This window comes from Mycoplana azooxidifex, from assembly GCF_014196765.1.
Lineage (GTDB): Bacteria > Pseudomonadota > Alphaproteobacteria > Rhizobiales > Rhizobiaceae > Mycoplana > Mycoplana azooxidifex.
In genome coordinates this window covers 521,127-533,643 of the sequence record NZ_JACIEE010000003.1, presented here as the reverse complement: position 1 = coordinate 533,643, position 12,517 = coordinate 521,127, and the positions used below count along the sequence as shown (strand labels likewise).

Sequence of the window (12,517 nt, the reverse complement as noted above, 5' to 3'; positions counted from 1 at the left end):
TTTCCACCGTGTCTGCTCCGCGATCCGACGCGCGTCAGCGATTCTCCAACACGACCATTATGACCATGGCAACACCATAGACCCGCGTCAACGGAAAATGCTGCATGCAGAATACAAAAGACTTGATGCAGCGTTTTGAATGCCGTATGTCTGCCGTCACAAGGCATGACGAGGAGGAACATCATCATGACAACGAACGGCGCAAATGCGCGTCCCGTTATCGCGCTCGCCATGGGCGACCCGGCCGGAATCAGCCCGGAGTTGACCGCGCGCATCCTCGCGCTGGACGAAGTTCGCGCCGCCGCGCACATCATTGCCATCGGTGATCGCCGCATTCTCGACGAAGGTGCGAAGGCCGCGGGCCTAACGCTCGCCCTCGAAAGCGCCACGCTGGAAGGTGCCGACAGGGCCGGAACCGACCGGCACGTCTTCGTCGACCTGAAGAACCTCGATCCGGCGGACGTGACGCGCGGAGAGGCGACCCTTGCCGGGGGAACGTTTGCCACCCACAATTTCCGCGAGGCGCTGAAGCTTGCCCATCGCGGCGGCGCCCAGGCCGTCTGCTTCACCCCCTTCAACAAGAAGGCCATGCGCTTTGCCTATCCGGGCTATGACGACGAAATCCGCTTCGTCGCCGATGTGCTCGGGTTCGAGGGCAAGGTTCGCGAGTTCAACGTTCTGGAGAAGGTGTGGAACGCGCGCGTCACCTCGCACATCCCGCTTTCGGAGGTGGCGTCGGCGATTTCCGTGGAAGGTATCCTCGGCGAACTCGAGCTGGCGCAGGCCTGCCTGAAGAATGCCGGTTACGAAAACCCGAAGATCGCCGTTGCCGGCATCAACCCGCATGCGGGTGACGGCGGCAGCTTCGGCATGGAAGAGATCGACATCATCGAGCCGGCCGTCGCCGAGGCGAAGGCCCGCGGCTACGATGTCGATGGACCGTTCCCGGCCGACACCGTGTTCCTGCGTGCCCTCAAGGAGGGCTTCCACGCGGTGCTGACCATGTATCACGACCAGGGCCAGATCGCGATGAAGCTCATGGGCTTCGACAAGGGCGTGACGATGATGGGCGGCCTGCCGTTCCCGCTGTGCACCCCGGCCCATGGCACCGCCTATGACATTGCGGGCAAGGGGATCGCCGACGTCGGCGCCAGCCGCGAGGCGATCCTGCTCGCCGCCCGAATGGCAAAGCGCGCATCGGCAATTTCCGCCGCTGCCTGATTTACATCGGTTTTCATCAATAGCGGCATGGAGGAGGTCTCGTGCCGTCGTCAAACGGAGGAGTTGACTATGAAAAGAAGCCTGTCCCTTGCATGCGTCGTCGCGGCTGCCATCGGGGTTGTCGCCCCGGCACATGCCTTCGAGCCCAACCGCCCGGTCGAGTTCGTCGTGACCGCCGGCCCTGGCGGCGGCACCGATATCTTTGCCCGCACGATCCAGGCGATCATCGCCAAATATGAGCTGATGAAGGCCCCGGTCGTCGTCACCAACAAGGGCAGCGCCGGCGGCGCGGAAGGCTTCGTCTATACCGCGGGTTACAAGGGCGATGCCCACAAGCTCGCCTTCGGCACCAACAATGCCTACCTCCTGCCCATCCGCGCCAAGGTTCCCTACAAGTCGGAGGATCTCGTTCCCGTTTCGGCGCTCGCAGCCGATGAGTTCATTCTCTGGGTCAACGGCAACTCGGAATTCAACACCGCCGCCGACTTCGTCGCCAAAGCGAAGGAATCGGCGGACATGAAGGTCGGCGGCAGCCAGTCTAAGGATGTCGACCAGATCCTGACCTCGATGATCAACGATGCCACCGGCAGCCAGCTCGGCTACATCCCGTTCAAGAGCGGCGGCGAGGCAGCCGTCCAGCTTGCCGGCGACCATATCGCCGCCAACGTCAACAATCCGAGCGAGAACCTCGGCCAGTGGCAGGCGGGCATGGTCAAGCCGCTCTGCGTCTTCAAGGCCGAGAAACTGAAGAACGATGCCAAGGTCGCCGGCGACAAGGGCTGGTCCGATATCCCGACCTGCAAGGAAAGCGGCATCGCCATCGACAACTACTCCATGCCGCGCACCGTCTGGCTGCCGGCCGGGGTCGAGCCGGACGTCGTTGAGTTCTATTCCGAGGTCCTGAAGAAGGTGTCCGAAACGCCGGAATGGGCCAAGTATCTCGCAGACACCTCGCAGTCTCCGGCCTATATGAGCGGAGAACAACTGACGACCTTCATCAAGGGCGACGAGACCTCCGTCAGCGAAGTGCTCAAGCGCGAAGGCTGGCTGGCCAACTGATCCTCCCAAGGTCAGTGCGGACGCCTCCGGGCGTCCGCAACCCGTTCGAAAGGCTCAATCGATGCAAGAACATGGTGAAAAGGGACTGCCGCGCTTCGTCATGGAGGCAGGCGTCGCCCTCTTGACCGGCGCCTTCGGCGTTGCCGTGTGCTACGGCTCCATCGAGGCCGGTGCCGGCTGGACCGACATGGGCCCGGATGCAGGCTACTTCCCCTTCTATATCGGCCTGCTGATCGTCTTCGGAAGCCTGGTCAACCTGGTGCAGGCGCTCGTCAAGCATCGCGGCAGCGGCGAGATCTTCGTCGACGCGGCGCGCTTCCAGGCGGTTCTCGGCTTCTTCCTGCCGCTGGTCGCCTTCGCGGCCGTCTCGACCTTCCTCGGTCTCTACGTCGGCACGGCGCTCTATATCGCCGGCACGATGATCTTCCAGGGCCGCTACAAATGGTGGGTCGGCCTGCCGGTGGGTATCGCCGTCTCGCTCTTCTTCTTCGTCATTTTCGAAATCGGCTTCAAGGTTCCTCTGCTGAAGGGGCCGGTCGAGGCGTGGTTCGGGATCTACTGACCCCCGCGCCGGCTGTCTTTGGAGGAAAGACATGGAAAACATCGGACTTCTGATGGACGGGTTCGCCCACGTCCTGAGCTGGAACCACATTCTCCTGATGATGCTGGGCGTCACGCTCGGCATCCTGGTGGGCGTGCTGCCCGGCCTGGGTGCGCCCAACGGCGTGTCGCTACTCCTCCCGCTCACGTTCTCGATGGATCCGATCTCGGCGATCATCCTGCTGTCCTGCATGTACTGGGGGGCGCTCTTCGGCGGCTCCACCACGTCGATCATCTTCAATATCCCCGGCGAGCCCTCCTCCGTGGCCACCACCTTCGACGGCTATCCCATGGCCAAGAAGGGCGAGGCGAGCCGCGCGCTGACGCTTGCCTTCGTCTCCGCCGGCCTCGGCGCCCTTGCCGGCGTCGTCATGATCACGCTTCTGTCCGGCTGGGTGGCGAATTTCGCGCTGCGCTTCTCCTCACCGGAATACTTCGCCGTCTATTTCCTCGCCTTCGCCAGCTTCATCTCGATGGGCGCCCAGTCGCCTTTCAAGACATTGGTGTCGATGATGATGGGTTTCGCGCTCGCCTCGGTCGGCATGGACACGATTTCCGGCAACCTGCGCCTGACCTTCGACATTCCCGAGCTGATCAAGGGCGTCTCGTTCCTGATCGCTGTCATGGGCCTGTTCGGCATCGGCGAGCTGCTCCTGACCACCGAGGAGGGCCTGCGCTTCGAGGGCATCAAGGCGCGCGTCCGCCTCGTCGAGATCGGCCGCACGCTGATGGAGATGCCACGCTACTGGTTCACCATCGTGCGCTCCACGCTGATCGGCATCTGGATGGGCATCACGCCTGCCGGTCCGACGGCGGCCTCCTTCATGAGCTACGGCGTCGCCCGCCGTTCGGCACGCGACAAGTCGCAATTCGGCAAGGGCGATCCGCGCGGCATCGTGGCACCGGAGACGGCCGACCACTCCGCCGGCACCTCTGCCCTGCTGCCGATGCTGGCGCTGGGCGTTCCGGGCTCGGCGACAGCGGCGGTGATGATGGGCGGGCTGATGATCTGGGGCCTGACGCCCGGTCCGACCCTCTTCACCGACCGGCCGGACTTCGTCTGGGGCCTGATCGCCTCCATGTATCTCGGCAACATCGTCGCCGTGATTCTGGTCATCGCCACCGTGCCGCTCTACGCCTCGATCCTGCGGATCCCGTTCTCGATCATCGGCCCGGTGATCGTTGCCGTCATCCTCTCCGGCGCCTACCAGGTCGGCAACTCGATCTCCGACATGTGGCTGGTGCTCGCCTTCGGCATGCTGGGCTACGTCTTCAAGAAGCTCGACTATCCGCTGGCGCCGCTCGTCCTTGCGATGGTGTTGGGAGACAAGGCCGAGGATGCCTTCCGCCAATCCATGCTGATGTCCAACGGCAGCCTGTCCATCTTCTGGTCGAACGGCCTCGTGACCGTCCTGATGCTCGTCAGCCTGGCGCTGCTGCTGTCGCCGCTCGCCTTCTGGCTGGTCGGCCTGGTGCGCGGTCGCCGGGACGATCCCGCCGAAATCGATCACGACGGCAAGCCGGCCGTCTGATCGGCCAGCTTGCCGATCCAATGGAAACGAGGGAGGTTGCGATGAACGCGACGCCACGAAAGTGGAACAACGAGACCTGGCCGATCGCGGCCGCCATGATCCAGTATCCGAACCTGTTGCCGGACGGCCGCTCGGTTCAGGACCAGTCCGCCGAGGAGTGGGCCGCAACGCTGGCCGACATCGTCGAGGCCGGCTTCACCGAGCTCGACCCGACCGACAGCTGGCTGCGGCTCGCCGACCTGACGCCGTCGCGGCTTGAGAGCTTCTTGGCGCTGACGCGGTCGCTCGGGCTTTCGATCCCCGCGATCTCCACATCCAGGCGCAGCGTGATCGACGCGGTGCACGGCGACGAATACCTGGCCTACGGGCATCGCGTCATCGACACCGCGAGCGCGATCGGCGCCAGCGCCGTCTCCTTTGGCCTGTTCGAGCCGCTGACCGAGGCGCAGAAGCAGGTGCTGTGGTTCTGGACCGTCGACGGTGCGAGGAACCCGGACGATCCGGCAACCTGGCAGAAGGCGGTCTCCCGCATCCGCGAGCTTGGCCGCCATGCCGAGGAACTCGGCATCGAGCTTTCGCTCGAGATGTACGAGGATACCTATCTCGGCACCGCCGACAGCTCGGTTCGGTTCGTAGACGACGTCGGGCTCGACAATGTCGGCATCAACGCCGATCTCGGCAATCTTATCCGCCTGCACCGTCCGGTCGAACACTGGCAGCAGATGATGGCGAAGGTTGCGCCCTATGCGAAGTTCTGGCACGTCAAGAACTATACCCGCATGGAGGATCCGGCGTCCGGCGTGATCATGACCCACCCCGCGCCGCTGGAATCGGGCATCATCAACTATCGCGCCGCCATCCGCATGGCCCTTGCGCACGGTTTCTCGAGCCCCTTCCTGTGCGAGCATTACGGCGGCGACGGCGTATCGGTCGCCGCCACCAATCGTGATTATCTGCGGCGCATCCTGCCGCGCTGACGAGGACTTCGCCCATGACGACGATTTTCGACGCCCCGGAAGAGTTTGCAACGACGGCGCTCGCCGGTTTCGCTGCACTCTACAGCCGCTTCGTTCGCCCGGTGAAGGGCGGGGTGGTGCGTTCGACGGGCGTGCCGGAGGGCAAGGTCGCCGTCGTCATCGGCGGCGGCTCCGGCCACTATCCGGCCTTTGCCGGCTATGTCGGTCCGGGCCTCGCCGATGCAGCGGTCGCCGGCGACGTCTTCGCCTCGCCATCGACTGCGGCGGTCGCCCGCGTCTGCCGACAGGCCCATCGCGGCGGCGGCATCCTGCTCGGCTTCGGCAACTATGCCGGTGACGTGCTGAACTTTGGCGTCGCGGCTGAGCGCCTGCGCGCCGAAGGCATCGATGTCCGCATCGTTCCGGTGACGGACGACGTCGCCAGCGCATCGGCCGAGACGCCGGCCAAGCGCCGCGGTATCGCGGGCGACCTCGTCGTCTTCAAGATTGCCGGTGCCGCGGCGGAAGCGGGGCTCTCGCTGGACGAGGTCGAGCGCGTCACGCGCCATGCCAACGAGCGCACCGTCTCGTTCGGCGTCGCCTTCGCCGGCTGCACCCTGCCCGGCGCCGGCCATCCGCTGTTCACCGTGCCGGAGGGCCAGATGGCCCTGGGCCTCGGCATCCATGGCGAACCGGGCATTCGCGAGGAGGCGATCGTCCCGGCGAGCGATCTTGCCAAGCTTCTGGCCGACAAGCTGCTGGCCGAGCGCCCCGCAGGCACGGGCAGGGTCGGCGCTGTCCTGAACGGCCTCGGCTCCACGAAGTATGAGGAACTGTTCGTGCTCTGGACGGCGGTCGCAGCACTGCTCAAGGAGGCGGGGCTCGAGGTCGTGGCGCCGGAGGCCGGCGAATACGTCACCAGCCTCGATATGCAGGGCTGCTCGCTGACGCTGCTGTGGCTCGACGACGAGTTGGAAACCTACTGGACGGCGCCGTGCGATACCCCGGTCCTGCGCCGCGGCGCGGCGATTCCCACCGTGCCCGCCACCGACATCCTCGTCGACGAGGACGGCCCGGCGAGCTATCCGGTCGCCACCGAAGAGGGCAAGCGCGGGGGTGCCTGCATCGCCCGCATCTTCGGCGAGATCTCAGCCACGCTGCACGATGCCGAGGAAGAACTCGGCCGTATCGACGCGCGCGCCGGCGACGGCGATCATGGACAGGGCATGGCCCGCGGTGCGACCGCCGCCCTCGAAGCCGCAAGAGCGGCCAGCGCTGCCGGTGCCGGAACGGCAAGCGTGCTCGCCGCCGCAGGCGACGCCTGGGCCGATCGCGCGGGCGGAACCTCCGGCGCGATCTGGGGCCTGCTCCTGCGGTCCTGGAGCAGCGCGCTCGACGACAACGCGCCGATCGAGGATGCGGCCGTCGTCAGGGGCGCACGCCTGGCGCTGGACAGCGTCTCGAGCCTCGGCGGCGCCAGGGTCGGCGACAAGACGCTGGTCGATGCGCTCGTACCCTTCGTGGAGACACTTGAAGCCCGCGTCGCCGCCGGCAAGCCCCTGCCGACAGCTTGGGCCGACGCCGCGGCGGCATCGAAGGCTGCTGCCGATGCAACGGCAGAGCTGACGCCGAAGCTCGGACGTGCCCGCCCCCTCGCCGAAAGGAGCATCGGCCATCCCGATGCAGGCGCCGTCTCCCTGTCGATGATTGCTGCCCGCGTGGCGGCAGCGCTCGGCTGACGCAGCTGGGGCAACCCGCAGTCGGATTGCGCGCGGCAGGCTTCAAGGCATCCGGTGAAGGTCACGGGAACAGTTCGCCTCGCGCTTTCGGAGCACGAGGCGATCATGAAATATCGCCGCAGTGTTCTGGCAGAAGCGTGACCGACTTTGGCTTTATGCCCGGTTCCAGCGGGCGCTCCATGCCGGGGCGCTGGCGCCGAACGCAAGCGCGAGCATGATCCAGAACCTGTAGCAGCGGACGAACACGACGCCGAGGAAGGCAAGGGCGCGCGAACGCCAGCCTTTCAGCCGGTCGGTCCGGCCGATCCGCAGGAGTTCGGCGGCGGGAGAGATTGCGACGGCCAGGCTGCGCAGGATCCAGCGCAGCCGCCACCCGCGCTTCGATTGGATCCGCACGAAATCGTGCGCCGTATGCCGCTCCCATTTCTTGGCAAGCTCGGCAAGTGTCTTGCGCGCAGGATGATAGACGATCATGTCCGGGAGATAGTGGGTCCGGTAGCCGAGCCGCAGGGCCCGCTGCCCCCAGTCGCGGTCCTCGGCGATCTCGATGCCGCCGAACGGGCCGACGGCTGCAAAGACCTCCGCCCGCACCGCCAGGTTGCCGGTGCCGGTAAATCCCTGCTTGGCGATATACTCCTTCATGCGGTAGGCGAACACGCTCTCATAGGCTTCCAGAAGCGTCAGCCTGTTCGGATCCACACAGGCGATCCGCACGTCGCCGCCCAGGATCGCAAAATCCGGATGCGTCGAGAAGCAGCGCTCGATCTCGGCAAGCCAGCCGCCGCCGGCGATGCAATCGGCGTCGATGAAGGCGAGGATGTCGCCCTTCGCGCTCGCGACGCCGAGGTTGCGCGCCGGCCCCGGCCCCGGCACCGGCTGCGACAGCAGGGTGACGCTGGGGAAGGCGGAGCAGATCTCGACAGGGGGCACCCTGGAGCCGTTGTCGACGACGATGATTTCGACCTCTTGGCCGAGCCCGGTCTGGGCGCGCAGCGAGGCGAGGCACGACCGCAGGGCCTCCGCCTGGTCGAGATGCGGGACAATGACGCTGATCATTGATCAAGCTCCGGCGGAACAGGGCATTACAGGCACCAAAGTATCGGCAGGCCGGACATGCGGGTCTTCGACCAGGATCAGGATGTGATGCCTCATGGAAATCGTAGCCTCCCGTTCGCATCCGCAAAGACGGCGAGGTCGACCATACGACCAGCAAACCGTAACGCTCCAGTCGGCAATGGGGATAGGGACCTGACCTTTTGTCGAACTACCTTCGGCCCGGCAGGTGGCTATAAATACCTGAACTAAGCTCAGGCGACCGGTTGGGGAAGATTGCGAAGGAATTGACGGACAGTGTCACACTCTGAGTTCAGATCGACTGCCGAAAACATCGAGATATGCCCGATCACACCCGGTGATGTGGAGCGCGTTGCCGAATTTCTTCACGCCGAACTGAACAGCCGGCTATCGCCGTCGGCATGGGCGGCGGCCATCCGCCCGACGTGGCAATCGGCATCGCCCAATCATGGGTTCATGCTGGTGGACGGCGAGCGCGTGCTCGGCGCCTATGTGGCGTTCTATTCCCAGCGTCGCGTCGACGACCGGATGGAGAATTTCTGCAATCTCTCCGCCTGGTGCGTGCTGGAACCATACCGCTCGCACGGTCTCAGGCTGCTCAGGGCCATGCTTGCCCAGGAGGGCTACACCTTTACCGACCTGTCGCCGAGCGGCAACGTCGTTCCGCTGAACGCGCGGCTGAATTTCCAGCATCTGGATACGGCAACAGCGCTCGTCCCCAATTGGCCATGGCCGCGGCTTGGAAAGCGCCTGCGCATCGTCTCCGATCCGGCGACGATCGAAAAGAGCCTGAAGGGACGCGATCTCCAGATCTACCGGGACCATGCCGGCGCCCCGGCAGCCTATCATCTCGCCGTGATAGAGGACGGCGAGTGCTGCTATGTGATGTTTCGCAGGGACAGCCGGAAAAGGCTCCGCCTGTTCGCCTCGATCCTTCATGTCGGCAATCCGGATCTGTTTCAGCGGGTCGCCCGCCATGTCTACAGCCATCTGCTGACTCATCACGGCATTCTGGTGACGCTTGCCGAAACGCGCGTCGTTTGCTCCAGGCCGCGATATTCCATCCTGCTGGCCTCGCCACGACCCAAGATGTTTCGCAGCAGCAGGGTGTCGTCCAGCCAAGTCGATTACCTCTATAGCGAACTTACCTGCGTGCCTTGGTAGGAAGGAGTGAGGCGATACATGCGACCGGCAATCAAGACCAACCTGGCCCATCTCCTGCAGCAGGCTGCCGGTGTCCACGCGGCATCTCCCGCGGTGACCTACAAGAATGTGACCTGCACCTATGCCGAGCTCTGGCAGCAGGTTGGCAGGTTCGCCGCAGCGCTTGGCACGATCGGGATGCGTCGCGACGATCGCGTCGCGGTGTTCCTCGAAAAGCGCATCGAGACGGTCGTGACGATCTTCGGCACGACGGCGGCGGGCTGCGTCACCGTGCCCGTCAACCCTCTGCTCAGGCCGCAGCAGGTCGCCTACATCCTCGGCAACTGCGATGTGCGCGTCCTGGTCACCTCGCCCGACCGTCTCGCCCAGCTCCAGGAATTCATCGCCGACAACGAAAAGCTGCGCAACGTCATCCTCGTGGACGACGCCTATGCTGACGACCGCCAGACGCAGGCGGGGGGCCGCGAGACGCATGGCTGGGCCGAGCTGCTCTCGGCCGCGGTCGCGCCGGAACCCGAGATGACGACGGTCGACTGCGACATGGCGGCGATCCTCTACACCTCGGGCAGCACCGGCAAGCCGAAGGGGGTCGTCCTCACCCATCGCAACATGATCGTCGGCGCCGAGAGCGTCAGCCATTATCTCGGAAATAGTCCCGCCGACACGATCCTGTCCGCGCTCCCGCTCAGCTTCGATGCCGGGCTGAGCCAGCTGACGACGGCCTTCAATTCGGGCGCCCATGTCGTCCTGATGAATTTCCTCCTGGCCGGCGACGTCATAAGGCTGTGCGAAAAGCATGGCGTGACCGGGATTACCGGCGTGCCCCCATTCTGGATCCAGATCGCCGAGCTTAACTGGCCGCCCGAAGTGGCGGCTCGGCTGCGCTATTTCGCCAATACCGGCGGACGCATGCCGAAGGCGACGCTCGACCGGCTGCGCGCGCAGTTCCCGCAGGCGCTGCCCTATCTGATGTACGGGCTGACGGAGGCCTTTCGCTCGACCTATCTCGATCCGTCCGAGATAGACCGTCGGCCGGACTCGATCGGCAAGGCCATTCCGAACGCCGAGATCCTCGTCGTGAGACCGGATGGGTCGCGCTGCGCGCCCGGCGAACACGGCGAGCTCGTACACCGCGGCCCGCTCGTGGCCATGGGCTACTGGAACGACCCGGTGCGCACCGCCGAACGGTTCCGCCCGCTCCCGGGCACAGACACGAGCTGGCGGGCACCCGAGATCGCAGTCTTCTCCGGCGATACGGTTGTCGCCGACGAGGAAGGATTCCTGTTCTTCGTCGGCCGGAAGGACGAGATGATCAAGACGTCCGGCTACCGGGTCAGCCCCACCGAAATCGAGGAAGTCGCCTACGCCACGGGCCTGGTCCGTGATGCCGTCGCGCTCGGGCTGGAAGACGCAGCGCTGGGGCAGCGCATCGTCCTCGTCGCAAGCCCCGTCGCCGACACGCTCGACGCGGCCGCCCTGCTGGCGGCCTTCAGGAAGCGGTTGCCGCAGTACATGGTGCCTTCGGAGGTCATCGAAATGGACGTCATTCCAACCAACCCGAACGGCAAGTTCGACCGGGTCCTGCTGAGGGAGCGAGCAAGCTCGTGAGCGCACACCCGTCCATCGCTGAATTTCAGGTCGCCGGAGATTGCCTCGCCGTCGGCGGCGTCTCGCTCGATCGTCTGGCCGAGCGTGTCGGCGCAACGCCGTTCTTCGCCTATGATCGCCAACTCATCACGTCGCGGGTCGGATACCTCCGGTCGGTGCTGCCGTCGGCCGTCAAGCTGAGCTATGCGGTGAAGGCCAATCCGATGCCGGCGGTCGTCCAGCATTTGTCTGGCCTGGTCGACGCGCTCGACGTGGCTTCGTCGATGGAGATGAAGGTCGCGCTCGACACGCCGGTGCTGCCCTCGCATGTCAGTTTTGCAGGTCCGGGCAAGACCACGGCGGAGCTGACACAGGCGGTGGCTGCCGGCGTGACGATCGAAATGGAATCGCCCAACGAGGCGAGCCGCCTGGTAGAGATCGGCAACAGGCTGGGGATTCGTCCGCGCGTCGCGCTTAGGGTCAATCCGGACTTCCAGGTCAAGGGATCCGGTATGCGCATGGGCGGCGGCCCGCAGCAGTTCGGCGTCGATGTCGAGGAGGTCCCTGCGCTGCTGCGCTCGCTTACCGCGACCGACCTCGACTTTCTCGGGTTCCACGTCTTTGCCGGCTCGCAGAACCTGCATGCCGAGATCCTCTGCGAGGCCCTGGCAAAGAATGTCGCGCTGTTGTTGCGGCTCGCCGGCGATTGCCCCTGGCCGGTGCGCTATCTCAACCTCGGCGGCGGGTTCGGCATCCCCTATTTCGAGCAGGATCGCCCGCTCGACCTCTCGTCGGTCGGAAAGGCGCTCGGCGAGCTCGTCGAGGGGTCGATCCGCCCGCAGCTCCCCGACGCCCGTGTCGTGATCGAGCTCGGCCGATACCTGGTCGGCGAAGCCGGCGTCTACGTCACGCGCGTCGTCGATCGCAAGGTATCGCGCGGGCGCACCTATCTCGTGGTCGACGGGGGCCTTCATCACCAGCTCGCCGCTTCCGGCAATTTCGGGCAGGTCATCCGCCGCAACTATCCGATCGTCATCGGAAACCGGATGCGTGACACCGAGCTGGAGAGCGTTTCGGTGGTGGGATGCCTGTGCACGCCGCTCGATCTCCTGGGCGACAACGTCATGCTTCCGCATGCCGACGTCGGCGATCTCGTCGTGATCTTCCAGGCGGGCGCCTACGGCCTGACCGCCAGCCCGACCGCGTTTCTCGGCCACCCGATGCCGGCGGAGGTTCTGGTCTAGGACCGTCTTGGGCGCGTGATTGAAAATTTGGTTTCAGACACTGAGAGGGCAGCATGAATACGTCAACGCTCGAAGCCGTGAAGGACGTCATCATAGAGACGCTCGGTATAGAAGACCGGGGCAGGATCGAGGCGGCCTCGACACCCCTGTTCGGGAATATTCCGGAACTCGATTCCTTCGCTGTCCTCAGCCTGGCAGCAGCGCTGGAGCAGCGATTCCGCTTCACCATCGACGACAGCGACTTTACCGGCGAGGTCTTCGAGACCGTCGGGTCGTTGGCCCGGTTCGTGGATAGCAACCTGAGCCACTAGGCCGGGCCGCGCCGGGCCGCGGCGTGGCTG

The 12,517-nt window shown here is 65.2% G+C and carries 11 protein-coding genes; 10 read left to right on the top strand and 1 reads right to left on the bottom strand.

From position 1 onward, the window contains the following. Positions 1 to 186: 186 nt before the first annotated feature. The 6 genes from GGQ64_RS09055 (at position 187) to GGQ64_RS09030 (ending at position 7,107) form a co-directional block, all read left to right on the top strand. Positions 187 to 1,221, top strand: a complete 1,035-nt coding sequence (locus GGQ64_RS09055) for a 4-hydroxythreonine-4-phosphate dehydrogenase PdxA (RefSeq protein ID WP_183802390.1) — start codon at positions 187 to 189, stop codon at positions 1,219 to 1,221. A 69-nt stretch (positions 1,222 to 1,290) separates the two neighbouring features. After that, positions 1,291 to 2,280 (top strand): tripartite tricarboxylate transporter substrate binding protein, encoded by a 990-nt coding sequence (locus GGQ64_RS09050; protein WP_183802388.1) that lies wholly within the window; start codon positions 1,291 to 1,293, stop codon positions 2,278 to 2,280. Between the two features lie 61 nt (positions 2,281 to 2,341). Then, positions 2,342 to 2,842: a tripartite tricarboxylate transporter TctB family protein gene (locus tag GGQ64_RS09045; RefSeq protein ID WP_183802385.1), complete on the top strand. Its 501-nt coding sequence runs from the start codon at positions 2,342 to 2,344 to the stop codon at positions 2,840 to 2,842. A gap of 31 nt (positions 2,843 to 2,873) precedes the next feature. Beyond that, positions 2,874 to 4,412, top strand: coding sequence for a tripartite tricarboxylate transporter permease (locus GGQ64_RS09040; protein ID WP_183802382.1), 1,539 nt, complete (start codon positions 2,874 to 2,876; stop codon positions 4,410 to 4,412). A 41-nt stretch (positions 4,413 to 4,453) separates the two neighbouring features. Further along, positions 4,454 to 5,389 carry a sugar phosphate isomerase/epimerase family protein gene (locus tag GGQ64_RS09035; protein WP_183802380.1) on the top strand — a complete coding sequence of 312 codons (936 nt, stop codon included), beginning with the start codon at positions 4,454 to 4,456 and terminating at the stop codon, positions 5,387 to 5,389. Positions 5,390 to 5,403: 14 nt separating this feature from the next. Beyond that, a complete protein-coding gene (locus tag GGQ64_RS09030) occupies positions 5,404 to 7,107 on the top strand; it encodes a dihydroxyacetone kinase family protein (protein ID WP_183802377.1) in 1,704 nt (567 codons plus the stop codon). A gap of 153 nt (positions 7,108 to 7,260) precedes the next feature. Here GGQ64_RS09030 and GGQ64_RS09025 read toward each other — a convergent pair whose 3' ends face one another. Next, complete coding sequence (locus GGQ64_RS09025; protein ID WP_183802374.1) at positions 7,261 to 8,163, bottom strand: glycosyltransferase family 2 protein; 903 nt, start codon at positions 8,161 to 8,163, stop codon at positions 7,261 to 7,263. A gap of 294 nt (positions 8,164 to 8,457) precedes the next feature. Here GGQ64_RS09025 and GGQ64_RS09020 point away from each other — a divergent pair, with 294 nt between their 5' ends. From GGQ64_RS09020 to GGQ64_RS09005, 4 genes are read left to right on the top strand one after another with little or no spacing between them, the layout of a single operon-like run. Then, complete coding sequence (locus GGQ64_RS09020; RefSeq protein ID WP_183802371.1) at positions 8,458 to 9,345, top strand: hypothetical protein; 888 nt, start codon at positions 8,458 to 8,460, stop codon at positions 9,343 to 9,345. Positions 9,346 to 9,363: 18 nt separating this feature from the next. Then, positions 9,364 to 10,953, top strand: coding sequence for an acyl-CoA ligase (AMP-forming), exosortase A system-associated (locus GGQ64_RS09015; protein WP_183802368.1), 1,590 nt, complete (start codon positions 9,364 to 9,366; stop codon positions 10,951 to 10,953). Further along, on the top strand, positions 10,950 to 12,176 hold the full coding sequence (locus GGQ64_RS09010; RefSeq protein WP_183802364.1) for a pyridoxal-dependent decarboxylase, exosortase A system-associated: 1,227 nt from the start codon (positions 10,950 to 10,952) through the stop codon (positions 12,174 to 12,176). Before GGQ64_RS09015 ends, GGQ64_RS09010 begins: the two co-directional genes overlap by 4 nt. Positions 12,177 to 12,229: 53 nt before the next feature. Beyond that, positions 12,230 to 12,487: an acyl carrier protein gene (locus GGQ64_RS09005; protein ID WP_183802361.1), complete on the top strand. Its 258-nt coding sequence runs from the start codon at positions 12,230 to 12,232 to the stop codon at positions 12,485 to 12,487. The last annotated feature ends 30 nt before the right edge of the window (positions 12,488 to 12,517 follow it).

What these genes read in the sequence shown, in the direction of transcription:
- GGQ64_RS09055 (WP_183802390.1), top strand. Translation starts at nt 187, where the DNA reads ATGACAACGAACGGCGCAAATGCGCGTCCCGTTATCGCGCTCGCCATG.
- GGQ64_RS09050 (WP_183802388.1), top strand. Translation starts at nt 1,291, where the DNA reads ATGAAAAGAAGCCTGTCCCTTGCATGCGTCGTCGCGGCTGCCATCGGG.
- GGQ64_RS09045 (WP_183802385.1), top strand. Translation starts at nt 2,342, where the DNA reads ATGCAAGAACATGGTGAAAAGGGACTGCCGCGCTTCGTCATGGAGGCA.
- GGQ64_RS09040 (WP_183802382.1), top strand. Translation starts at nt 2,874, where the DNA reads ATGGAAAACATCGGACTTCTGATGGACGGGTTCGCCCACGTCCTGAGC.
- GGQ64_RS09035 (WP_183802380.1), top strand. Translation starts at nt 4,454, where the DNA reads ATGAACGCGACGCCACGAAAGTGGAACAACGAGACCTGGCCGATCGCG.
- GGQ64_RS09030 (WP_183802377.1), top strand. Translation starts at nt 5,404, where the DNA reads ATGACGACGATTTTCGACGCCCCGGAAGAGTTTGCAACGACGGCGCTC.
- GGQ64_RS09025 (WP_183802374.1), bottom strand. Translation starts at nt 8,163, where the DNA reads ATGATCAGCGTCATTGTCCCGCATCTCGACCAGGCGGAGGCCCTGCGG.
- GGQ64_RS09015 (WP_183802368.1), top strand. Translation starts at nt 9,364, where the DNA reads ATGCGACCGGCAATCAAGACCAACCTGGCCCATCTCCTGCAGCAGGCT.
- GGQ64_RS09005 (WP_183802361.1), top strand. Translation starts at nt 12,230, where the DNA reads ATGAATACGTCAACGCTCGAAGCCGTGAAGGACGTCATCATAGAGACG.